The organism is Claveliimonas sp., from assembly GCF_037273965.1.
GTDB lineage: Bacteria > Bacillota > Clostridia > Lachnospirales > Lachnospiraceae > Claveliimonas > Claveliimonas bilis.
Map to the genome: position 1 here is coordinate 1 of NZ_JAYAZJ010000109.1, position 22,278 is coordinate 22,278.

Here is a 22,278-nt window from a genome sequence, read left to right on the forward strand (position 1 = left end):
CTCCAGGTGCAAGGCGGCGGAGCAGCTGAACCTTCCAGAGCTGAAGGACGGAATGCTTCAGATCTGCCACTGCAGCGGCAGGATCCAGATGGAATATACGAAAATCGTTCCGGAAGGGATTCAGGTAGAAGGTGTGATTCATATAGGAATGCTCTACATAAAGGCAGACGATGAAGTACCTTTTGATGTATGGCAGGGGATGATCCCCTATTCTCATATCATTGAGTGCCCGAAAGCAGAGGAAACGATGCGCTATGATATCAGCGGCACGGTGGAACAGTTAAGTGTCAGCCTTCTTGGAGGCGGTGAAGCAGAAGTCAAAGCAGTGCTTGGATTCCAGATCCTTCTTAGGGAGGCTGTCATGGTAGAGAATATTGAACAGATAGAGGAAAGGGAGATGGATGAAAAAGAAGCGGAGAATGCTCCCGGAATTGTGGGATATATTGTAAAGGAAGGCGATGATCTGTGGAATCTTGCCAAACGGTATCACACCACAGAGGAAGGAATACAGGAAGTGAATGAGATGGACGGCAGGCAGATAAAAGCAGGAGATCGTATATTGATTTTTAAAGAAAATATGAGTATACTATAAGAACACTGTATACAAGATACAAGGAGAAAACAATGGATAAATTAGAATTGAAAGCACTGGGAAAGATAAATCTTGGACTGGATATTCTCGGACGGAGAGAAAACGGCTACCATGATGTGCGCATGGTGATGCAGACTGTCTATTTATATGACAGAGTAATTATGGAAAAGATGCGGGAACCGGGGATAGAGATTCGCACAAATCTTGGCTTTTTGCCGGTCAATGAAAACAATATTGCCTATAAGGCGGCAGATCTTATGATCCGGGAATTTGATATCCGGGAGGGAATGCGTATTACCCTGGAAAAGCATATTCCGGTGGCGGCGGGTATGGCAGGAGGAAGCTCCAACGCCGCAGCGGTGCTTTTTGGAATGAACCGTATGTTTTCTCTGGGACTTTCTGAAGAGGAATTAAAGAAAAGGGGAGTGATTCTGGGGGCGGATGTTCCCTACTGTATTATGCGGGGAACTGTTCTGGCGGAAGGGATCGGAGAGATCCTGACGCCGCTTCCGGCTATGCCGAAATGTTATGTGCTGATTGCAAAGCCGCCGCTTTCTGCGTCTACGAAAACCGTATATGAAAAAATTGACCAGGAAGGGATCAGCCGGCATCCGGATATCGACGGTATACTTGCGGGACTGGATGCCGGGGATCTGAAAAAGATAGCCGGAAGCATGGGAAATGTGCTGGAACAGGTGATGCTGAAGGAACATCCGGTTCTTGGTCAGATCAAGGAAACAATGAAAGAAGCAGGTGCCCTGAATGCTATGATGAGCGGCAGCGGTCCCACAGTGTTCGGGATTTATGAGAACAGGAGGACAGCAAAGGCAGCGGCAGAAAAGCTGAAACATACCGGCCTGGTGAAGCAGGCTTATGTGACCAATGTACACAATGTAAGGAGGAAATAAATGAAGGAACCGAATTTTGAAGTCAGCATGAATGAGTATCTTCCCCTTAGGGATGTTGTTTTTAATACTTTGCGTCAGGCAATTTTAAGAGGGGAACTGAAACCGGGAGAAAGGCTGATGGAAATACAGCTGGCAAATAAACTGGGCGTCAGCAGGACGCCTATCCGGGAGGCAATCCGCAAGCTGGAGCTGGAAGGACTCGTTCTGATGATTCCCAGAAAAGGTGCCGAGGTGGCAGAGATCACGGAAAAAAGCCTAAGAGATGTGCTGGAAGTAAGGCGGGCTTTAGAGGAGCTGGCTGTGCGCCTGGCATGCGATAAGATCAGCGAAGAAAAGATTCAGGAACTGAAAGAAGCAGCCGAGTATTTCCAATCCACCTTAAAAAGCGGAGATATCACGAAAATTGCGGAAGCTGACGTCAAATTCCATGATGTGATCTATCTTGCAACAGATAACCAGAAGCTGATTCAGCTTCTCAGTAACCTTGGAGAACAGATGTACCGTTACCGGGTGGAATATTTAAAACGGTCAGATTTCCATCAGCAGTTGATCGATGAACACGAGGAGATCATTCAGACTATTGAGACAGGACAAAAAGACAAGGCTGCCAAGGTAGTGTGTCAGCATGTGGATAATCAGGTAGAGGCAGTGATCGATACCATCCGGACAAAAAAATAATTGCAGTTTCGAGCCCGCTTTTGTATAAAGGGGCAAAAGGGCGGCAAAACTCCTGATAGATTCAAAGAAATAAAAAGAAGAGATCAGGAGGTACATACAATATGGAAACGGGAAATCGCAGGGAAAGAAAAAGGCAGGTCTTTTGCCTAGCAGCAGCGCTTATAGCAGCGGCAGTCATTACAGGTTTCCTTGTCTGGCAGAGAGGAATGCTGGTGGAGGCAAGAAGCCGGGAAGCACAGGAAGAGCTGGCGGAAACGGTGCTGCGTTTTCATGTACTGGCTGACAGCGATTCGGATCGGGATCAGAAGTTGAAAATGGCTGTAAAAGAAGTCCTTCTTTCCTATATGAAAAAGAATATGCCGGAAACGGATGATCTGGAAGAAACCATAGAGTGGATGGGCAGTCATCTTAGCGATATGGAAAAGACCGGCGAGATGGTTCTTCGGAATGAGGGATGTACGGATGAGGTCAGCGCAGAGGTCGTGAAGGATTATTTTCCGGAAAAAAACTATGGAGATGTGACATTTCCGGCGGGAGAATATACAGCTCTCAGGGTAAAGATCGGAAGCGGGCAGGGGCATAACTGGTGGTGCTGCCTGTATCCCAACCTTTGTTTTACAGATGCTGTCCGGTGTGTTGTGCCGGAAGAGGGAAAGGAAAAAATGGGACATGTGTTAAGTGAAGATGCGTACGATATGGTTACGGCATTTTCGGACTTTAAGATAAAATGGTTTTTCTTCGGGGATGGTGCATCCGGGAAATAACCAGGTAAGGCGGAGGCAGAAACGTTATGACAGAATTTTTAGTCAGGCATTTTATAAAAGATTATCACAAGACAGAGGAACTGAATGTGCGGACGCAGTACGGCACGCTGGCAGGGGTTGTGGGCATTATCTGTAATGCCCTCCTTTTTGCTGTAAAGGCGGCAGTGGGGATTGCCATGCACAGTATTTCTGTTACGGCAGATGCATTTAACAATCTGTCGGATGCAGCTTCTTCTGTGATCGGTCTTGTGGGGGTGAAGCTGGCGGGAAAGCCGGCAGACAAAGAACATCCCTTCGGACACGGAAGAATGGAATATATTACGGCGCTTGTGGTTTCCTTTCTTGTTATTGAAGTAGGACTTACTTTTTTTAAGGATGCATTTTCCAGAATATGGAATCCACAGAAACTGGAATTTCAGTTTATATCGGTTCTGATTCTGGTCTTATCCATTGGAGTAAAACTGTGGATGAGCCTTTTTAACCGGAAATTGGGAAAAAGGATTGATTCTAAGGTAATGCTGGCGACAGCGGCAGATGCCGTGGGTGACGTGATCACCACTTCTGCCACCGTGATCTCCCTGTTGTTTTTCTATTTTACAGGAATCAATATTGACGGAGTTATCGGTGTTTGTGTATCATTGGTAGTCATATGGGCGGGGATTGGAATCGCAAAGGATACATTGAAGCCGCTTCTGGGAGAGCCTACTTCTTCTGCAGATTATGAGAAGATTACCAGATTTGTGGAGAGTTATGACGGAATTATCGGAAGCCATGACCTGATCGTACATAATTACGGACCGGGCCGAAATATGGCATCTATACATGCGGAAGTGCCCAATGATGTAGATATTGAGGAATCTCACGAGATTATTGACAGGATCGAGCGGGACGCTATTTCGCAGATTGGAGTTTTTCTTGTTATACATATGGATCCGGTGGAGACAAAAAATGAAAGAATACTGGAAATCAGGAAACAGGTGGAGGCGAGCATAAATGAGATCGATCCGGATGTAACGATCCACGATCTGCGCGTAGTGGAAGGTAAGGAAAGGATCAATCTTATATTTGATATGGTAGTTCCCTTTGCTTATTCCAGAGAAGAGCAAAAGGAGCTGGAGCGGAAAGTAAGGAGTTACTTATCAGAACGGGACTCCAGATATCAATGTGTGATCACAGTAGAACAAAGTTTTGTGGCACAGGGAGAGGAAGGATAAAGATGTACACATATGAAAGCAGGGTAAGATTCAGTGAAGTAGATCATTATGAGACAATGACGCTTCCGTCTATTATTAATTATTTTCAGGACGGGAGTATTTTCCAGTCAGAGGATATCGGTCTGGGTGTAGATTATCTGAAGGAAAAGAAAAGAGCGTGGGTACTGTCTTCCTGGCAGGTTGTTATCGGGCGGTATCCGCGCATCGGAGAGAGAATCCGGATCGGTACGTGGGCCACAGGCTTCCAGGGACTTTACGGCTACCGGAATTTCTGCATGTGGGATGAAAAAGGGGAAAAGGCTGCGTATGCCAATTCTATCTGGGTTTACATGGATCTGGAGAAACAGCGTCCTGCAAGACCGCCGAAGGAAGAAGTGGAAAAGTACGGGACAGAAGAGGCGCTGGAGATGGAATATGCACCCAGAAAAATCTCTTTGCCGCAAGATGCTTTGTCAGGAGAGATCTTCCCGGTGCGAAAATACCATATTGATACGAATGAGCATGTAAATAACTGCCAGTATGTCCAGATGGCATTGGAGGCTGCCGAGGAAGAACTGATGGTAAGACAGATGAGGGCGGAATATAAAAAGTCTGCTTTATTGCATGACAAAATACTGCCAAAAGTGGCGAAAGAAGGAGAAAGGACAGTGGTGGAACTGTGTGAGCCCGACGGAGGAGTTTACGCAGTGGTGGAGCTGACAGGAGAAAAAAGATGTTAGAAAAAGGTTTGGGGAAAAAGCAGGTACTTAAGGTTGTAAAAAAGACAGATTTCGGAATATATCTTGGAACGGAGGAGGAGAGAGTGCTTCTGCCGGGCAGACAGGTACCGGAGGGGACGAAGATTGGAGATGAGCTGGAAGTGTTTCTCTATCGCGATTCCAGAGACAGGCTGATCGCCACTACGCATGAACCCAAAATACAGCTTGGTGAACTTCAGGTTCTGACAGTGGCAGATACAGGGAAAATAGGAGCGTTTCTTGATTGGGGGCTGGAAAAGGATCTTCTGCTTCCTTTTAAGGAGCAGACCGCAAAAGTGAAAAAAGGAGATTCCTGTCTGGTAAGTCTGTATGTGGATAAGAGCGGCAGACTTTGCGCTACTATGAAAATCTATGAAAAGCTCAGGACGGATTCCCCTTACAAGAAAGATGATAAGGTTACAGGAATCATCTATGAAAAGAGCAGCAATTTCGGACTTTTTGTAGCGGTTGATAACTGCTATTGTGCGCTGATCCCTAAAAGGGAAGCGCCCGGAGGATATAAAGTGGGCGATGTGGTAACAGCCCGCGTCGCAGAAGTGAAGCCTGACGGAAAGCTGGATCTTAGTGTGCGGGAGAAGGCATTTATCCAGATGGATGCAGATGCGCTGATCATTCTGGAGCGTCTCAAGGAACATGGAGGAGAGCTTCCGTTTACCGATAAAGCCGATCCGGACCGGATCCGGGAAGAGTTCGGATTCAGTAAAAATGCTTTTAAGCGGGCAGTGGGCAGACTCTTAAAAGAAGGGAAAATAGAAATCCGGGAAAAAAGCATTGCAATTCGGTAAAAATTGGTTATAATGAAGGTGTGTAGTGAAATTAGTATGGAAAGTGAGGAATGACAGGACAATGAAAGTACAGAATATAACAGACATTGACAGGTTTTTTAAAGTAGTAGACGAATGTAAAGGAAGAGTGGAACTGGTGACAGGAGAAGGGGACAGACTGAATCTGAAATCCAAGTTATCACAGTATGTATCCATGGCAAACATTTTCTCCAACGGAGAAATTCCGGAGCTGGAAATTATTGCTCACGAGAAAGAAGATATTGACAGACTCGTATCCTTTATGGTGAACGGCTAATTGAAATGAATCCGGAACAGGCGGGCATGTTGTCGATAAGGGGCAGCATTCCCGCCGTTTTAGCATATAGGAAACTTCGTTTTTTGTTTAGAGAGAGGGAAAGACATGAGTTTTGCACATCTGCACGTCCATACGGAATACAGCCTTCTGGACGGTTCAAACAAAATAAAAGAATGTGTGTCAAGGGTAAAAGAGCTGGGGATGAACAGCGTTGCCATCACCGACCATGGCGTTATGTACGGCGTCATTGATTTTTACCGCGCGGCAAAGGCGGAAGGGATCAAACCTATTATCGGCTGTGAAGTCTATGTGGCGCCGGGGTCCAGATTTGACAGAGAGGCCAGAGGAAGTGATGAGAGCAGGTATTATCATCTTGTGCTTCTGGCGGAGAATGACCAGGGCTATCATAATCTGATGAAGCTGGTTTCCAGGGGATTTACGGAAGGGTATTATTATAAACCCCGTGTGGATATGGAGCTTTTGGAACGCTATCATGAAGGGCTGATTGCCTTGAGCGCCTGCCTGGCAGGAGAAGTTTCAAGAAATATTCTCAGGGGCATGTATGAGGAGGGCAAGGAAGCTGCCCTTCGCTATGAGAAAATTTTCGGCAAAGGCAACTTCTTCCTGGAGCTTCAGGATCATGGGATTGCCCAGCAGACCATGGTAAATCAGGCTCTGCTGCGGATGAGTCAGGAGACAGGGATCGGCCTTGTGGCGACAAATGATATCCACTATACTTATGCGGATGACGTAAAGCCGCATGATATCCTTCTGTGTCTTCAGACCGGCAAGAAGCTGGCAGATGAGGACCGGATGCGATATGAGGGCGGACAGTACTACATCAAATCCGAAGAAGAGATGAAGGAGCTGTTTCCCTATGCGCTGGAAGCGCTGGAAAATACACAGAAAATCGCTGACAGATGCAACGTGGAAATTGAGTTCGGGGTGACGAAACTTCCGAAATACGACGTCCCGGACGGCTATACTTCCTGGGAATATCTGAACAAGCTCTGCTTTGAAGGACTGGAAGAAAGATATGGTGTGAAAGGCGGAGAGCACAAAGGAGAGGTGGATCAGGAGCTTAAGGATCGTCTGACCTATGAGCTGTCCATCATTCATGATATGGGATATGTAGATTATTTCCTGATCGTATGGGATTTTATCAAATACGCAAGAGATCACAAGATCATGGTGGGCCCGGGGCGTGGATCGGCAGCAGGAAGTATCGTTTCCTATTGCCTTGGAATTACCAGTATCGATCCTATTAAGTATCAGCTTCTGTTTGAGCGTTTCCTTAATCCGGAGCGTGTGTCCATGCCGGATATTGACGTGGATTTCTGTTTTGAGAGGCGTCAGGAAGTTATCGACTATGTGGTCAGAAAATACGGCTCAGACCGGGTGGTGCAGATCGTTACCTTTGGTACAATGGCAGCAAGAGGAGTCATTCGGGATGTGGGACGTGTAATGGATCTTCCCTATGCTTTTGTGGACAGTATTGCGAAAATGATTCCGAAAGAACTGAACATTACCCTGGATAAATCTCTGTCTATGAATCCGGAATTAAAGAAACTCTATGAGGAGGACAGCCAGGTCCGGGAGCTTATCGATATGTCAAAAAGGCTGGAAGGTCTTCCGAGACATACGTCCATGCATGCGGCAGGCGTAGTGATCAGTCAGAAAGAGGTGGATGAGTATGTGCCCCTTTCTCTTGGTTCAGATGGTTCGGTAACCACACAGTTTACGATGACGACTCTGGAAGAGCTGGGACTTCTTAAGATGGATTTCCTTGGCCTTAGGACGCTGACTGTAATCCAGAATGCAGTGGATCTGGCGGAAAAGAGTACCGGAACACAGATTGATATTAATGCAATTGATTTTAATGACCAGGAAGTGCTGGGGTCTATCGGAAGCGGTCGGACAGACGGTGTGTTCCAGCTTGAAAGTGCGGGGATGAAAAGCTTCATGAAGGAGCTGAAGCCAAAGAGCCTGGAAGATATTATCGCTGGAATTTCTCTTTATCGTCCGGGACCGATGGATTTTATTCCCCAGTATATCAAAGGGAAGAACAGCACAGGAGAGATTACCTATGACTGCCCGCAGCTTGAGCCGATCCTGGCGCCCACATACGGATGTATTGTTTATCAGGAACAGGTTATGCAGATTGTGCGTGATCTGGCCGGTTACACTCTTGGAAGAAGCGACCTTTTGAGAAGAGCTATGTCCAAGAAAAAGGGCGATGTGATGCAGAAAGAGCGCCAGAACTTTGTGTATGGGAATCCTGATGAAGGGGTGCCCGGATGCGTCAACAATGGAATCGACGAAAAAACAGCCAACAAAATTTATGATGAGATGATTGATTTTGCAAAATATGCCTTCAATAAGTCTCATGCGGCGGCATATGCTGTTGTCTCTTATCAGACTGCCTATCTGAAATATTATTATCCGGTAGAATTTATGGCGGCTCTTATGACATCCGTGATTGAAAATCCGCCGAAAGTGGCAGAATATATTTACAGCTGCCGGCAGATGGGGATTGAAATCCTTCCGCCGGATATCAACAGAGGAGAAGGGAATTTCTCTGTGGATGAAGGAAATATCCGGTATGGGCTGGCGGCGATCAAGAGCATCGGACGTCCGGTGATCCAGGAAATTATTGAGGAGAGGGAAATCGGCGGAGAATTTAAGAGCCTGAAAGATTTTATTGAACGAATGTCCGGAAAGGATGTCAATAAACGCAGTATAGAGAACTTTATCAAGGCAGGTGCATTTGACGGACTCGGAGGAACCCGGAAGCAGTTTATGAGTATCTACATCCAGATTCTGGATCAGGTAAACCAGGAGAGAAAAACCTCCATGGCAGGGCAGATGTCTCTCTTTGATCTTGTGGGGGAAGAGCAGAAAAGCGAATTTGATATTCCTCTTCCTGATGTGGGAGAATATGATAAAGAAACGAAGCTTGCTTTCGAAAAAGAAGTGATCGGGGTATATCTGACAGGACATCCGCTGGAGGATTATGAAGAAAAATGGCAGAAAAATATTTCCAAGACTACACTGGATTTCCAGATTGACGATTCCACCGGGCGGGCGAGAGTGTATGATGGTGCCAAGGAAACGGTGGGCGGTATGATCACTGCCAAAACCATAAAACATACAAAGAACAATAAGATGATGGCTTTTCTGACTCTGGAAGATCTGGTGGGAAATGTGGAGATTGTCGTTTTCCCAAGGGATTATGAAAAGAATCAGCGTCTTTTAAACGAGGAAAGCAAGGTATTCATCCGGGGAAGAGTATCGGAAGAAGACGATGCTCCCAGCAAGCTGATCTGTGAGACGGTTATTCCCTTTGAACAGACAAAGAGGGAGCTGTGGATCCAATATCCGGACAAGGCGGCCTATATGGAAGATGAATCCCATCTTTTTGAACTGCTGAAGGCCTCTGACGGCGACGATACAGTCGTGATATACTGCAGGGCAGAAAAAGCAGTGAAAAGACTTCCGGCGGGGCGGAACATCTATATTGAACCCGGGATTCTAAGCAGATTGACGAATTATTTCGGAGAATCTTGTGTAAAAGTTGTAGAAAAGCCCATTGAAAGCATAAGATAGATAGGGTAGAATAGGAAGCAAAGCGAAAATTAAGAAGTATGAAAATATAGTTACAGATGGAGGAAAGATATGGCAGCAGAAAAAGTGATTCGTACAATTGGAGTTTTGACCAGCGGAGGCGATGCGCCTGGAATGAATGCAGCGATTCGTGCCGTTGTTCGTACAGCATTGGGAAAAGGCGTAAAGGTAAGAGGAATCCGTAAAGGATATCAGGGCCTTCTGGATGAGGAGATTATCGATCTGACTGCAAGAGATGTATCTGATACAATTCAAAGAGGAGGAACAATCCTTCAGACAGCACGCTGTGAAGAAATGCGTACAGAAGAAGGACAGCAGAAAGCAGCAGCTATCTGCAAAAAGTATGGAATCGACGGACTGGTAGTCATCGGAGGGGACGGTTCCTTTGCAGGAGCACAGAAACTGGCAAATCTGGGAATCAATACCATCGGTCTTCCGGGAACCATTGACCTTGATATTGCATGTACCGAATATACCATTGGATTTGATACAGCTGTAAATACGGCAATGGAAGCAATCGATAAAGTCAGAGATACATCCACTTCTCATGAGAGATGTTCTATTATTGAAGTTATGGGCCGTGATGCAGGTTATCTTGCTCTGTGGTGCGGTATTGCAAACGGAGCAGAGCGTATCCTTCTTCCGGAGGAGCACGACTTTAACGAAGAAGCGATCATCGCAGATATTCAGGAATGCCGGAAGCGTGGAAAGAAGAATTACATTATCATTAATGCAGAAGGTATCGGCGGTTCCATTGAGATGGCAAAGAGAATTGAGGAAGCAACAGGAATGGAAACAAGAGCAACCATTCTGGGACACATGCAGCGCGGCGGAAGCCCTACATGTAAAGACCGTGTATATGCTTCCATTATGGGCGCAAAGGCAGTGGAGCTTCTTCTGGAAGGAAAGAGCAACCGTGTAGTAGGCTACAGACATGGTGAGTATGTAGACTTTGATATTGATGAAGCGCTGAATATGCAGAAGGGCATTCCGGCGTACCAGTATGAAATTGCAAGAGAGTTGGCGCTGTAAATGACAAAAGATGTATTGATCAGTATTTCCGGTCTCCATTTTGATATGGAAGGAGACAATGGGAACGGTGAGCCGGTAGAGATCATAACGCCGGCTTCCTACTATCTGAAAAACGGAAAGCATTATGTGCTGTACGATGAGGTAGTAGAGGGAGTTCCCGGAAAAATAAAAAATACAATTAAAATTACAGACAGCGATATGTTTGAAATCCGGAAATCCGGCATTGCAAATACCCACATGGTGTTTGAACGGGGAAAAATGAATATGACATCTTATGAAACTCCATTTGGAGAGATGATGGTAGGAATCCACACAAGAAATATTACAACAGAGGTGGAGCAGGAAAAAATAGATGTGCATATCACCTACGCTTTGGATGTCAATAACGAACCTCTGGCCGACTGTGAGATCGACGTGAAGATCTGTCCGATCCGCAGAGAGGATGGGGTAGTAGTAGGTTCCTGATCTTTATAGGGAGAAAGTGCAATGAAAGAATAAAAACAAACCCGCGGGCTTTGAAAAGCTGCGGGTTTTGCTTTTGTCATTCCTATGTCTGTTAAGCTCTGTTTCGAAGTCTTGCCAGAAAGCCTTTTTTCTTGGTCGGTGTTTCCAAAGGCCCTCTAAGTCCCTTTACTGCAGTGATGTAAATTCCGCTGACAGTAGCTTTCACTTCTTTCTTTACCGGAATTACATTATAAATATTGGAATCACACATCAATGTCATGATCTTCGGACCGATCTTTGCCTTTACGATCGGCACCTTGGAACGGCGGAGATATTTCGGTGTATTCTCAATGACAATAGAAGGAAGACCGGATTCTTTCAGTTTCATTTTCTTTTTGTCAATGATCAGCATAGATACAGTCTGTGCGGCCGCATCCAGTTTTTCCTGCTGTTCAGCCTGGCGTTTCTCGGCTCTTTTTCCAAGGAAATATAATACAATACAAGCAATGATCAATACGACCAGTATGACCAAGAGAACAATCGTCAATGTATTCACGGGGAACCTCCTCAATCTTAAGTATTTTCGCAAATTTTATTGTAGCATTGTTTCAGAAAGAGCGCAAGTGAAAAAGATGTCATAAAGTGAAAAGTCCATAAAGCGAAAAGAGCTTGTAAACAAAAAGAGTTCTGATTATAATAGAGGAATCACAGGAGGAAGTAAATTTTGCTTCCGGTATTTATTATAGTTATGTAAGGAGAGGAGAAAAATGCTGGAACTTATTGGGGACGGAGCGCAGATGGGTTTCTGGTGGATTATGGACCATCTGCTTTTTATCAATATATTTCTTTCTATCCTGATCATATTTTTTCAGAGAAAAAATCCGATGACAGTGTGGGCGTGGCTTCTGATCCTGTATTTTATTCCGGTTCTGGGCTTCGGTCTGTATTTGCTTCTGGGACAGAACTTCCGAAAAGACAGAATGTTTAAGATGAAGGAGATCGAAGGGGAAGTAAAATATACGATCCGAAGGCAGGAAGAGTCAATCTATCGAAAGAAACTAAGACTTAGAGATCCGGAGCAGGAACGATTCAAACATCTGATCCTTTACAATCTGAACGAGGCGGAGGCAGTGCTTACCGACAATAATGATATACAGATCTATACAGATGGAAAGGAAAAATTTCAGGCACTTTTAAATGAGATGGAACATGCCAGAAATTATATCCATCTGCAGTATTATATCATTAAGAATGATGAACTTTGGCAGGAAATAGAAGAAGTGCTGATAAGGAAAGCGAGACAGGGTGTGGAAGTGCGCGTTCTCTTTGACAGCATGGGATGCCGAACTATGCGCAACAGCGACTGGGTAAGACTGGAAAACGCCGGCATACAGGTGGCAGAGTTTTTCCCGGCCATTCTGGGGAATCTGCAGCTTAGGATCAATTACCGGAACCACAGGAAGATTGTGGTGATCGATGGGCGGATCGGATTTGTAGGCGGTTTTAATATCGGAAGAGAGTACATTGGAAAGGATAAGAAATTCGGCTACTGGAGGGATACGCATATTTGTATAGAAGGATCGGCAGTCACCTCGCTGGCTGTGAGATTTGTTCTGGACTGGAATTACGCGGCCCGCGAAAATCTGTTTCTGGAAGACCGGATTTTTGAAATCCCCACTTATATACGCAGCGGGCGGGATCCGGTGCAGATCATATCCAGCGGTCCGGACTCCAAAAGCCAGGTTATCCGGAACAATTACCTTAGATTGATCCATCTGGCAAAGAAGAGCATTTATATTCAAACGCCTTATTTTATTCCGGATGACGCTATTCTTGAATCTCTGAAGATTGCGGCTAAATCCGGTATTGATGTGAGGATCATGATCCCCTGCAAACCGGATCATCCCTTTGTTTATTGGGCGACTTACTCCTATATGGGGGATATGGTGGAAGCGGGGGCCAGATGCTATACCTACGACAGAGGATTTCTGCATTCCAAATGTATGTGCGTAGATGGACTTGTTACCTGCATGGGGACTGCAAATATGGACATCCGCAGCTTCAGTCTGAACTTTGAAGTAAATGCCACGATATACAGCGCCAGGACAACAATAAAACTGCAGGAAGCTTTTGAAAATGATATTCCTTACTGTACGCTGATCACAAGAAAGAAATACAAAGCAAGAAGCCTTTATATACGATTCAAGGAACAGTTCTGCCGTCTTCTGTCACCGCTTTTATAGAAAAAGCGGATTTGGAAATGCAGAAAAAAGGGAGTCAAAAAAGAGAGTTGGGGAAAAGGGTTTTCTTTCATGGACAGATGTGCTATGATGAAAAAACAGGCGAAATTATGAGATAAAACAGAGGTGTGAATATGAAAAAGAAAGCAGTTGTATTATTTGCCGGACTTCTTGCATGCTCTGCAATGCTGGGAGGCTGCGGCGGAAATCAGGCGTCCAATGATTATGTAAAAGTGGGCGGATATAAAGGAATTGAAGTGGACAAGGTAGAAGACAAGCAGGAAGTAAGCGACGAGGATGTAGACAACTATATTCAGGCTGTGCGTCAGCAGAATATGGCAGAAGCAGAAGGCGCCGCAGCAGAAGACGGAGATACCGTCAATATTGATTTTGTGGGAAAAATGGATGGCCAGGAGTTTGACGGAGGTTCTGCCCAGGGTCAGGAAGTTACCATTGGATCAGGAAGTTTTATTGATGGATTCGAAGACAGTATCATCGGCCATAAAGCAGGGGAAACTTACGACTGGAACGGTCAGTTCCCGGATCCCTATGAGAATAAGCCGGAATATGCCGGAAAACCGGTTACATTTACGATCACAGTCAATTCCGTTATGCGTATGCCGGAATTGACAGATGAGTTTGTACAAACTGTTTCGGAAGAGTCCAAGACAGTAGATGAATACAAAGAAGAAGTGAAGAAGCTTCTGGAGGACAGCGCAGAAGATAACTACCAGTATGACCTGGAGAGTGAAGCGTGGGATGCAGTGGTTGAAAAGGCGGAAGTGATCAGCTATCCGGAAGATGAGGTTAAAGAGACAGAAGAGCAGATCATCAATAATTACAAGAGTCTTGCAGAAGCATACGGCATGGAATACGAGGACTATATTACCAGCCAGGGTATGGAAGTAGAAGACTTTGAAAAACAGGTCAGTGACGCGGCAGAGAGCAGTGTAAAACAGAAATATCTTGCACAGGCTATTGCAGAGAAAGAAAAACTGACGCTGACAGACAAAGAATATGAAGAGGAATTTAAGAAGCTGGCAGAAGAATACGGATATCCGGATGTTGATACCATGAAGGAATCAGCCAGCGAGGATGAACTGAAGAACATTGTGCTTCAGAATAAAGTAAAAGAATGGCTGGCCGACAACTGTATACAGGTTGTCAATGAATCAGCCGAGTAAGAAGCAGAAGAAGGCGGACGTATTGTGAAAAGCGATGCGTCCGTTTTTTGCGGATACGTCCGGAGGGCGACCGCCGTGTTTGTCCGATCAGAAAGAAAAGATAAATCATAATTTAGTGTCTTTTTTTGTCGATTCTATTGTATACTGTCTGTAGCGTCGGTGCACAAGGGGACGCTATGCGAAGGGATAGTCGAAATGACAAAATAATACAATATTTGTCCGGATGGATAAAAGGAATCAATGAGACGGACGAAGGATAAAGGAGAGAGTAAAGTGATAAAGAAAATGACAAACAGTAATATGAAGAAAATAGCGATGGTGCTTGTGATATTAGTGGTGCTGATCCTTTCGATGACCGTTATTTCAAAAGCGGCAAGTGATCCGGCGAACCACACGAAAACGCTGGAATCATTAGATGAAAAGAAAGAAGACGTTCTGAAACTGACGGCAACATCGGCGGCAGCATCAACGGCTCTTGCGGCAATTCCGGGGGATGCGACCACGCCGGTGGCGAACAAACTGGCAGACTTAACATCATATTTTTTAATTATTCTTATGGTTATCTTTCTGGAAAAATATCTGGTTACCCTTACCGGATATGCTGCGTTTTCCATACTGATTCCAGCGGCGTGTGCCCTGTTAATAGCGGGGATATGCGCAAATAAGAATTTCTTAAAAGTATTGGCGGCTAAAATCGCGGTGTTTGGTCTTGTTATATACCTGATCATTCCCTTTAGTATGAATGTTTCTTCCGTCATAGAACAAACATATGACTCAACAGTGGAAGCAACGATGAAGGAGGCGGAAGATCTCACGGATGAGATAGATGAAAGCTCGGATTCTGAAGGGAATATACTGGACCAGGCTATATCAAAGATTAAGGGCGGAATATCAGGATTGCTGGAAAAGGGGGAAGAGCTTTTGAATCGTTTTATCGAAGCAATTGCTGTCATGATGGTAACTTCCTGCCTGATACCAATTGTTGTACTGCTATTTGCGTTTTGGATCATTCGTATGTTGTTTGGAATGCAGATCAATGCGCCCAAGGACCTGCCGAAACGGATTTCCTCTAAAATGCCGGGAGGCAAAAAAAGATCCGTGGAATTACAGAAAAAAGGAGAAAATGTATGAAATCACGGGGAAAAAATATAAATTTATTTTTGATGGATGGAGAAGCAACCGGAAGGATTAAATGTACACTTGCGAACTGGACAGGAGTTGCCTATAAAATTCCAAGGACAGAACTTGAAAAATGTAAGGACAGGGAAGACCTGAAGCAAAGCGGTGTTTACTTTCTATTCGGAATATCTGACGATTCCGGGAAGGACATGGTGTATATAGGCCAGGCCGGTTCGAGAAAGAACGGCGAAGGTATTTTAAATCGTCTGCAGGAACATAAACGGAATCCCGAAAAAGATTACTGGGCAGAAGCGATTGTTTTCACCACATCAAATAATTCATTTGGTTCGACGGAAATCAGCTATCTCATGGCAATATTACAGAAGAAAAAGAATGCGAAATGGAAGAGTTTATCGACAATGCCAAGGTTGTGATGGGTACGCTTGGACATAAATTATTTGAACCTCTGAGAAAAACTGCATCAGAACAGGAAGGAGAAATATCTGAAAAAGCGGATAGCGATGTCAGACTTCATTTAGAGCGCAATATAAAAAATGTGGGAAAAGTGGAAGCAAACGGCATGCAGACATCAGAGGGTTTTGTAGTTTTACAGGGCAGCCATATTTCACCGTCAGATGACGATACAATTCCGGCAGTTATAAAAGAACGTCGCCGGAAAGTACGTGTAGATGAATCATTTGTTTTGCAGGAAGATGTTCTTTTTAACAGTCCGTCTTATGCAGCAATGTTTGTTATCGGAAAAAGTGCAAATGGACTGACCAGCTGGAAAAATGAAGCTGGAATCACATTGAAAGCGATGGAGAGAAATGGAGATTTAGAATAGAGGAGAAGACAAAAATAATATTAAAAAATTATAGATATTTACATTCGTTTTTACGAATTGTAGATATCTATTTTTTTATGAGGAAACATCGTTCCCTATTAATGAAAAGATCCGCCTGCGGCGCTCTTGGTTCTATAAAAACAGTTCTCGCGAAAAAAACATTTCCTTTTATGGAGGGCCGGAAGATGCAGCCGGTTTTCTCTAATAAAAGTCTTTGACTGTGCGTTGCGTGCAGTTATAGGCTAGAAAAGGAAGGTAGGAATATTATGAAACTGCGGGAAATTTGTGAAACACTGGATATATCCAGAAGAGCCCTGCAAGGATATGAAAAGGCCGGATTGGTCGCTGCAACAGGTCGGAATAAATATGGGCATTTACTCTATGATGAAACTGCAAAATTAAGAATTGAAAAAATAAAGTTTTATCAACAGCTGGGATTTTCGCTTAAAGAGATTTCATCCCTTATTGATGCGCCCAATATCGTAGTAAAAGAAGCTCTCGAAAAGCAGGTGGAAAAATTAAAAAACGAAAGGACAGAAAAAGATAAATTAATTGAAAAAGCAAATCAAATGATCGCTGCACTGGTAAATGAAAATAATCATAAATAAAGGAGAGGGAACGAATGAAAAACAGGAAAAAGGCAACTATAACGGTAATCTTAGCGGGTGTTGTATTAATCATTGCAGGAATAGTGATTTACACATGTTACCACAGGTGGAATGATGCAACGTGTACAGAACCGAGAACTTGCAGTATTTGTGGAAAAACAGAAGGAGAACCATTGGGACATAAATGGGACAGTGCTACATGTGTAAAGCCGCAGATTTGTAAAGTATGCAAGGAGACAAAGGAATACACCATAGAATTAACCAACAGCCAAAAGAATGCAGTTATTCGGGCATATGAAGAAGAAAATTTCTGGCATGTATCGCGAGATTATTTGATTTATGATGTATTGGTAGGGTTTGATTATTTCAGTGTGGAAGATGCGATATTTGCTGTTGATCATATGGATGTGGATTTTGATGAACAGGCAGTACTATTCGTAAAAGAAAATTCTTCGGGACAGTCCAGAGGCGGGATCGTGGAGATGATGCGCTATTATGGATACACAGAAGAACAGATCAATAATGCACTTGAACAGACTGGATTTTAGGCATATGACTTGAGGTAGAGGCTGTAGATGAGGAGTTTATTTAAAAACGGAGGCAATGTTTGATGAATGAGAAACAAAAGAGTAACAGATTGATTTCCTATCTGAAAAAAGAACATCTTTTAGGAAAAGCCTTAGCAGGATTATTGATTCTGGCGGCGATTGTGGCTGTAATTATTGGAATAAAGAAAGTTGCATTTTCAGAAAATCAGACTACGAAAATCGGTTTTGAAAATATTGGGGAACTGGCAACACAATCCTCTTACTGCACACAAGTGAATGTTACAGATTCTTCAAAGAAACTTTTTGGTGCCAGTATTCCATTTACAAATAGTAAATACATATACAGTTATGGGATTACTATTAAAGCCGGATATGACTTTAACGAGATAGACTGGAACGAGAAAGGGAATATTATTGAAGTTAAGCTGCCGGAGGTAAAAATATTAAGTTCCGAAATTGATCAGGATTCCTTCAAAGTATATCATGAAGATGAGAGTGTATTTAATCAGGTTACTTTGGAAGAGAATAACGAGGCGCTTACTAAACTGAAGGAGCAGGCGCAGACGGATGCTATAGAAAGCGGTTTGTTTGAAAACGCCCGTGATAATGCGGAAACAATACTTACAAGTTTTTTTGGAAATGTATATGACTTGAATGAGTATGAAATTGTTTTTAAAGATAAATAGAATAGCATTCTATAGGAGGGGCCGGGGTGACACGATAAGTAGTGGGAATGACTTGCAAATCTCCTGCATACATTGTAAAAACGATGAATGCAGGGGATTTTTATGAAAGAATATATTGAAGAAAGGGCGGTAGAAATCGCATGTTATATCATTGAACATAAGGCGACCGTGCGCCAGGCAGCCGGGAAATTCGGAGTTAGTAAATCGACGATACATAAAGACGTAACAGAGCGTCTGATCCAAATCAATCCATCTCTGGCAATGCAGGCCCGCAAGGTGCTGGACATGAATAAATCCGAACGCCATATACGGGGAGGACTTGCTACCCGGGAAAAATATAAGGGAAAACATTTGCATTGTTGACTTGAAAGGTGTAAATTTACCCGATATAATTTAAGAAGAAAGCAGGGTACTTGTTGACTGGAGCAGGCTTCAGGGAGGAAGATAGAATATGGATGCAAAAGAAAAAGAGATACTGATGGATGCCGGAATCGATGTAGACGGCGGAATAGAGCGCTGTATGGGAAATGAGGCGCTGTATAAGAAGCTTATAAAACGCATCTGGCAGGATACCAATTATCAGGAGGTTCTGTCAGGAATGGAAGCAGGCAGCATGGATCAGGTGCTGAAGGCAGCGCATACTTTAAAAGGAATCAGCGGAAATTTAGGTTTTACCCGGTTATATGAAATAACAGAAGAGATCGTAAAGCAGATCCGGGAAGAACATTATGAGGAAATAGGAGATAAAATAGCGGAGCTGACAGAAAACTATGAGAAAGTAATGTCCGCTCTTGATAAGACAGGCAACCATTAAGATAAAATTATAATAATATGGAAAAGGAAATCATGCGCTGCAGGCTTTGAAGAAAACCTGCAGCGCAAGTTATTGTTGTATTCCCGGAGACATTGGGATATGATAGACGTTGTGAGAATACAAAGGAGGAAAAATATGCGTTATCCGATCAATGACGAATGGTACTTTACAGAACATTATAGAGGAAGCCTTAATAGTATGCCGTCCGAAAGACTGGAGGAATTGGAAAAAATAAGAGTTCCCCATACTGTGAAACATCTGCCGGCCCGCTACTTAGATGAGAAAGAGTATCAGATGATCAGCGGCTATGTAAAGGAATTGAATATTCCGGCGGAATGGTCGGGAAAATCGGTTGTCCTGGTTATGGAAGGAGCCGCACATCAGGCAGAGCTGTACTGCAATGGGCAGAGTGTAGGTATTCATAGCTGCGGATATACTGCGTTCAAAGCAGACTTGTCTTCCTTTTTGAAATATGGCGCTGTCAACCGGATCGTGGTGAGACTGGACAGCAGGGAGAGCCTGGATATTCCGCCTTTTGGATATGTGATCGACTACCTTACATATGGAGGAATTTACCGGCCGGTCTATCTGGATGTCAGGGAAAAGATTCATTTTAAAGATGTCTTTGTACAGGCAGATGATAAGAAACATGCCAGAATACAGGTGGAAGCGGAAGTGACGGACAATTGCACGATCCGCGCGTGGGTCATGAATAGTCAGGGCGAGATTTTCGCAAGGATGGAAGAACAGAAATTCCAGGAAAATTTCCATATGCATGTGCCCCGGGCCGGGCTGTGGGATACAGAACATCCCCAGCTTTATATCCTTCATCTGGAAATTTTGAAATACGGGCAGGTGATGGACAGTGAAGAGGTGCGCTTTGGATTCCGCAGTATTGAAATGAAAACAGACGGGTGTTATCTCAACGGCAGCAGGATTGAAATAAGAGGATTAAACAGACACCAGAGCTGGCCTTATTTCGGATATGCTGCGCCCAGGAGAACCCAGAGGCTGGATGCGGAAATTTTAAAATATGAGCTTGGGTGTAATGCGGTGCGTACAAGTCACTATCCTCAGAGCCATGATTTTGTAGACCGCTGCGACGAACTTGGACTTTTGGTTTTTACAGAGATACCGGGCTGGCAGCATATCGGAGGGATCCAGTGGAAAGCCCAGGCGGTTAAAAATACAGAAGAAATGGTCCGTCAGTACAGAAATCATCCCAGTATTTTTATGTGGGGCGTCCGGATCAATGAAAGCCAGGATGATGATGCGTTTTACCAGGAGACAAACGAAACGGCCCACCGTCTGGATCCTACCAGGCCGACGGGCGGAGTCCGTGCGATAAAAAACAGTCATCTGCTGGAAGATGTCTACACCTATAATGATTTTGTGCATAATGGGAAAAATCAGGGCTGCGAACCAAGGAATGCAGTGACCGAAAATGCAGAGAAAGCCTATTTGATTTCCGAATTTAACGGGCATATGTTTCCCACAAAAAGCTGGGACAGTGAGGCCCATCGGCGGGAACATGCGATCCGTCATGCCAGAGTTCTGAATGCAGCGGCAGCAGGAGAAAATATCAGCGGCTGCTTTGGATGGTGTATGTTTGATTATAATACACATAAGGAGTTCGGAAGCGGAGACAGGATCTGTTATCACGGCGTACTGGATATGTTCCGGAATCCCAAACTGGCGGCTGCTGTGTACGCATCCCAGCAGGATGCCAAGCCTGTGCTGGAGATAAGCAGCACGATGAATATCGGAGAACAGCCGGGCGGCTATATAGGTGGAGTTGTTGTGCTGACAAATGGAGACAGCGTGCGCCTGTACAAAAATAATGAGCTGATCGGGCAGTATTTCCCGGCGCCGTCCTATGGGCATCTTATGCATCCGCCGATAGTGATCACAGATTTTGTGGGAGAGAGCCTGGAGAAGAAGGAAGGCTTCGATGAGAAAACCGCTGACCTTATAAAACAATGGCTGAAGTGGAAAGAAAGTAATCCGCAAGACCCATTTCCTTTTAAGATGAGGATGGCATATGCGCGCCTTAAATGGTTTAAAGGGATCGGAGAAAAGAAGATGCAGGAGCTGTTTGACAAATACATGGGAGGATGGGGAGACGAAACGACTGTCTGGCGTTTTGAGGCTATTCAGGGAGACAGAGTGATAAAAACAGTGACAGTTTCTCCGGCAGAAAAGCTTCATCTGGAAATAAAGGCAGATATGAAAATCTTTGACGGAGCAGACATCTGCCAGATGTATGAAGACGAGACATGGGATATGGTTAGTCTGCGGATCCGTGCCCTGGATCAGAATGGAAATCTGGCGCCTTACTGCAATGATGTGCTTCACTTCGAAGCAGAGGGGGCAGTCTGCATCAACGGTCCTTCCAGTATAGCGATGGAGGGCGGCATGGCCGGATGTTATGTATGTACAAAAGGCGAGGAAGGCGAAGGAAAGCTGCATATATATCGCGGAGAACAGAAAGTGGAAACGAGAATTTTCCAGGTAAAATTATGCAAGAGGGAGGAAGAACATCCATAAAGAGAGGATGGAAAGATAAATGAGGGGAAACCTAAGTACAGATAAGAAAAATTATTTATTTGACAATAAAGCGCTGGCAGCTTTGATCATTCCGCTGATCGTGGAGCAGCTGCTCGCTGTTTTGGTGGGAATGGCAGACAGCATTATGGTGGCAAGCGTCGGAGAAGCGGCTGTATCCGGCGTATCATTGGTGGACAACATTATGGTCCTTTTGATCAACGCTTTTTCTGCTCTTGCAACAGGCGGCGCGGTCGTGGCAGGTCAGTATCTTGGACAGGGCAGCAAAAAAGGAGCCTGCAAATCTGCTACACAGCTCGTCTGGTTTATTACGATATGCGCCCTTGTCATTACCATATTGATCTATGTATTTAAATATTGGATCCTGCACGGCGTTTTCGGACAGATTGAACCGGATGTGATGAAGCACGCCAATACTTATCTTATGATCGTGACGGCGTCCATTCCATTTATTGCACTTTATAACGGAGGCGCCGCTATTTTCCGGACAATGGGAAATTCCGAAATTTCCATGCGGGTATCTATTGTAATGAATATAATCAACGTTTCCGGAAATGCCATATTGATCTACGGATT

Annotated in this window: 24 protein-coding genes; 23 read left to right on the forward strand and 1 reads right to left on the reverse strand. The window is 44.4% G+C overall.

Translation table 11 applies throughout. The features are described 5' to 3' along the window. The 11 genes from WJ238_RS09880 to WJ238_RS09930 all read left to right on the forward strand — a co-directional run. Nucleotides 1-592 (forward strand): DUF3794 and LysM peptidoglycan-binding domain-containing protein (locus WJ238_RS09880; protein ID WP_337606835.1); only part of this gene is annotated, 592 nt, incomplete at its 5' end. Between the two features lie 32 nt (nt 593-624). Beyond that, nucleotides 625-1,500 carry a 4-(cytidine 5'-diphospho)-2-C-methyl-D-erythritol kinase gene (ispE, locus tag WJ238_RS09885; protein WP_316266195.1) on the forward strand — a complete coding sequence of 292 codons (876 nt, stop codon included), beginning with the start codon at nt 625-627 and terminating at the stop codon, nt 1,498-1,500. After that, nucleotides 1,501-2,178 carry a GntR family transcriptional regulator gene (locus WJ238_RS09890; protein ID WP_230107136.1) on the forward strand — a complete coding sequence of 226 codons (678 nt, stop codon included), beginning with the start codon at nt 1,501-1,503 and terminating at the stop codon, nt 2,176-2,178. A 101-nt stretch (nt 2,179-2,279) separates the two neighbouring features. Further along, nucleotides 2,280-2,942, forward strand: a complete 663-nt coding sequence (gene spoIIR / locus WJ238_RS09895; RefSeq protein WP_256194211.1) for a stage II sporulation protein R — start codon at nt 2,280-2,282, stop codon at nt 2,940-2,942. Between the two features lie 26 nt (nt 2,943-2,968). Continuing rightward, complete coding sequence (locus WJ238_RS09900) at nt 2,969-4,156, forward strand: cation diffusion facilitator family transporter (RefSeq protein ID WP_230107134.1); 1,188 nt, start codon at nt 2,969-2,971, stop codon at nt 4,154-4,156. 2 nt (nt 4,157-4,158) lie between these two features. Then, entirely contained in the window at nt 4,159-4,875 is a 717-nt protein-coding gene (locus tag WJ238_RS09905) for an acyl-[acyl-carrier-protein] thioesterase (RefSeq protein WP_337606838.1), read from the forward strand. Next, nucleotides 4,869-5,699 (forward strand): CvfB family protein, encoded by an 831-nt coding sequence (locus tag WJ238_RS09910; RefSeq protein ID WP_316271203.1) that lies wholly within the window; start codon nt 4,869-4,871, stop codon nt 5,697-5,699. Before WJ238_RS09905 ends, WJ238_RS09910 begins: the two co-directional genes overlap by 7 nt. 61 nt (nt 5,700-5,760) lie before the next feature. After that, on the forward strand, nt 5,761-5,994 hold the full coding sequence (locus WJ238_RS09915; protein ID WP_316271201.1) for a polya polymerase: 234 nt from the start codon (nt 5,761-5,763) through the stop codon (nt 5,992-5,994). Between the two features lie 105 nt (nt 5,995-6,099). Beyond that, nucleotides 6,100-9,600: a DNA polymerase III subunit alpha gene (locus WJ238_RS09920; protein WP_337606839.1), complete on the forward strand. Its 3,501-nt coding sequence runs from the start codon at nt 6,100-6,102 to the stop codon at nt 9,598-9,600. 69 nt (nt 9,601-9,669) lie between these two features. Continuing rightward, nucleotides 9,670-10,650, forward strand: a complete 981-nt coding sequence (gene pfkA, locus WJ238_RS09925) for a 6-phosphofructokinase (RefSeq protein ID WP_230107129.1) — start codon at nt 9,670-9,672, stop codon at nt 10,648-10,650. Continuing rightward, the gene (locus tag WJ238_RS09930) at nt 10,651-11,115 is read left to right on the forward strand and encodes a YwiB family protein (RefSeq protein WP_316268108.1); all 465 of its coding nucleotides are present in this window, start codon (nt 10,651-10,653) and stop codon (nt 11,113-11,115) included. It begins immediately after the preceding gene. 91 nt (nt 11,116-11,206) lie between these two features. Here the strand turns inward: WJ238_RS09930 and WJ238_RS09935 are convergent, their stop codons facing one another. Next, the gene (locus WJ238_RS09935) at nt 11,207-11,650 is read right to left on the reverse strand and encodes a hypothetical protein (RefSeq protein WP_230107127.1); all 444 of its coding nucleotides are present in this window, start codon (nt 11,648-11,650) and stop codon (nt 11,207-11,209) included. 211 nt (nt 11,651-11,861) lie between these two features. Here WJ238_RS09935 and cls point away from each other — a divergent pair, with 211 nt between their 5' ends. From cls to WJ238_RS09995, 12 genes are all read left to right on the forward strand, one after another. Continuing rightward, nucleotides 11,862-13,337 (forward strand): cardiolipin synthase, encoded by a 1,476-nt coding sequence (gene cls, locus WJ238_RS09940; RefSeq protein WP_230107126.1) that lies wholly within the window; start codon nt 11,862-11,864, stop codon nt 13,335-13,337. Between the two features lie 131 nt (nt 13,338-13,468). Beyond that, a complete protein-coding gene (tig, locus tag WJ238_RS09945; protein ID WP_230107125.1) occupies nt 13,469-14,518 on the forward strand; it encodes a trigger factor in 1,050 nt (349 codons plus the stop codon). Nucleotides 14,519-14,791: 273 nt separating this feature from the next. After that, a complete protein-coding gene (locus tag WJ238_RS09950) occupies nt 14,792-15,649 on the forward strand; it encodes a hypothetical protein (RefSeq protein WP_337606840.1) in 858 nt (285 codons plus the stop codon). Next, nucleotides 15,646-16,071, forward strand: a complete 426-nt coding sequence (locus WJ238_RS09955) for a GIY-YIG nuclease family protein (protein WP_337606841.1) — start codon at nt 15,646-15,648, stop codon at nt 16,069-16,071. Before WJ238_RS09950 ends, WJ238_RS09955 begins: the two co-directional genes overlap by 4 nt. Further along, a complete protein-coding gene (locus tag WJ238_RS09960; RefSeq protein WP_337606843.1) occupies nt 16,038-16,481 on the forward strand; it encodes a DUF4357 domain-containing protein in 444 nt (147 codons plus the stop codon). The genes WJ238_RS09955 and WJ238_RS09960 overlap by 34 nt, the downstream gene beginning before the upstream one ends. Before the next feature lie 266 nt (nt 16,482-16,747). Next, nucleotides 16,748-17,089 (forward strand): MerR family transcriptional regulator, encoded by a 342-nt coding sequence (locus WJ238_RS09965; RefSeq protein ID WP_316268113.1) that lies wholly within the window; start codon nt 16,748-16,750, stop codon nt 17,087-17,089. Nucleotides 17,090-17,262: 173 nt separating this feature from the next. Then, nucleotides 17,263-17,637 (forward strand): hypothetical protein, encoded by a 375-nt coding sequence (locus WJ238_RS09970; RefSeq protein ID WP_337606846.1) that lies wholly within the window; start codon nt 17,263-17,265, stop codon nt 17,635-17,637. 62 nt (nt 17,638-17,699) lie between these two features. Beyond that, nucleotides 17,700-18,323, forward strand: a complete 624-nt coding sequence (locus WJ238_RS09975; RefSeq protein ID WP_337606847.1) for a DUF4230 domain-containing protein — start codon at nt 17,700-17,702, stop codon at nt 18,321-18,323. A gap of 102 nt (nt 18,324-18,425) precedes the next feature. Further along, entirely contained in the window at nt 18,426-18,686 is a 261-nt protein-coding gene (gene spoIIID, locus WJ238_RS09980; RefSeq protein WP_230107116.1) for a sporulation transcriptional regulator SpoIIID, read from the forward strand. 88 nt (nt 18,687-18,774) lie between these two features. After that, the gene (locus WJ238_RS09985) at nt 18,775-19,137 is read left to right on the forward strand and encodes an Hpt domain-containing protein (RefSeq protein ID WP_230107115.1); all 363 of its coding nucleotides are present in this window, start codon (nt 18,775-18,777) and stop codon (nt 19,135-19,137) included. A 135-nt stretch (nt 19,138-19,272) separates the two neighbouring features. Continuing rightward, nucleotides 19,273-21,684 (forward strand): glycoside hydrolase family 2 protein, encoded by a 2,412-nt coding sequence (locus WJ238_RS09990; protein WP_337606849.1) that lies wholly within the window; start codon nt 19,273-19,275, stop codon nt 21,682-21,684. Between the two features lie 19 nt (nt 21,685-21,703). Beyond that, nucleotides 21,704-22,278, forward strand: a 575-nt coding sequence (locus WJ238_RS09995; RefSeq protein WP_337606851.1) for an MATE family efflux transporter, incomplete at its 3' end; no start/stop codon positions are given.

What these genes read in the sequence shown, in the direction of transcription:
- WJ238_RS09890 (WP_230107136.1), top strand. Translation starts at nt 1,501, where the DNA reads ATGAAGGAACCGAATTTTGAAGTCAGCATGAATGAGTATCTTCCCCTT.
- ispE (WP_316266195.1), top strand. Translation starts at nt 625, where the DNA reads ATGGATAAATTAGAATTGAAAGCACTGGGAAAGATAAATCTTGGACTG.
- tig (WP_230107125.1), top strand. Translation starts at nt 13,469, where the DNA reads ATGAAAAAGAAAGCAGTTGTATTATTTGCCGGACTTCTTGCATGCTCT.
- WJ238_RS09955 (WP_337606841.1), top strand. Translation starts at nt 15,646, where the DNA reads ATGAAATCACGGGGAAAAAATATAAATTTATTTTTGATGGATGGAGAA.
- pfkA (WP_230107129.1), top strand. Translation starts at nt 9,670, where the DNA reads ATGGCAGCAGAAAAAGTGATTCGTACAATTGGAGTTTTGACCAGCGGA.
- WJ238_RS09990 (WP_337606849.1), top strand. Translation starts at nt 19,273, where the DNA reads ATGCGTTATCCGATCAATGACGAATGGTACTTTACAGAACATTATAGA.
- spoIIID (WP_230107116.1), top strand. Translation starts at nt 18,426, where the DNA reads ATGAAAGAATATATTGAAGAAAGGGCGGTAGAAATCGCATGTTATATC.
- WJ238_RS09930 (WP_316268108.1), top strand. Translation starts at nt 10,651, where the DNA reads ATGACAAAAGATGTATTGATCAGTATTTCCGGTCTCCATTTTGATATG.
- WJ238_RS09915 (WP_316271201.1), top strand. Translation starts at nt 5,761, where the DNA reads ATGAAAGTACAGAATATAACAGACATTGACAGGTTTTTTAAAGTAGTA.
- spoIIR (WP_256194211.1), top strand. Translation starts at nt 2,280, where the DNA reads ATGGAAACGGGAAATCGCAGGGAAAGAAAAAGGCAGGTCTTTTGCCTA.
- cls (WP_230107126.1), top strand. Translation starts at nt 11,862, where the DNA reads ATGCTGGAACTTATTGGGGACGGAGCGCAGATGGGTTTCTGGTGGATT.
- WJ238_RS09975 (WP_337606847.1), top strand. Translation starts at nt 17,700, where the DNA reads ATGAATGAGAAACAAAAGAGTAACAGATTGATTTCCTATCTGAAAAAA.
- WJ238_RS09905 (WP_337606838.1), top strand. Translation starts at nt 4,159, where the DNA reads ATGTACACATATGAAAGCAGGGTAAGATTCAGTGAAGTAGATCATTAT.
- WJ238_RS09965 (WP_316268113.1), top strand. Translation starts at nt 16,748, where the DNA reads ATGAAACTGCGGGAAATTTGTGAAACACTGGATATATCCAGAAGAGCC.
- WJ238_RS09920 (WP_337606839.1), top strand. Translation starts at nt 6,100, where the DNA reads ATGAGTTTTGCACATCTGCACGTCCATACGGAATACAGCCTTCTGGAC.
- WJ238_RS09960 (WP_337606843.1), top strand. Translation starts at nt 16,038, where the DNA reads ATGGAAGAGTTTATCGACAATGCCAAGGTTGTGATGGGTACGCTTGGA.
- WJ238_RS09900 (WP_230107134.1), top strand. Translation starts at nt 2,969, where the DNA reads ATGACAGAATTTTTAGTCAGGCATTTTATAAAAGATTATCACAAGACA.
- WJ238_RS09985 (WP_230107115.1), top strand. Translation starts at nt 18,775, where the DNA reads ATGGATGCAAAAGAAAAAGAGATACTGATGGATGCCGGAATCGATGTA.
- WJ238_RS09910 (WP_316271203.1), top strand. Translation starts at nt 4,869, where the DNA reads ATGTTAGAAAAAGGTTTGGGGAAAAAGCAGGTACTTAAGGTTGTAAAA.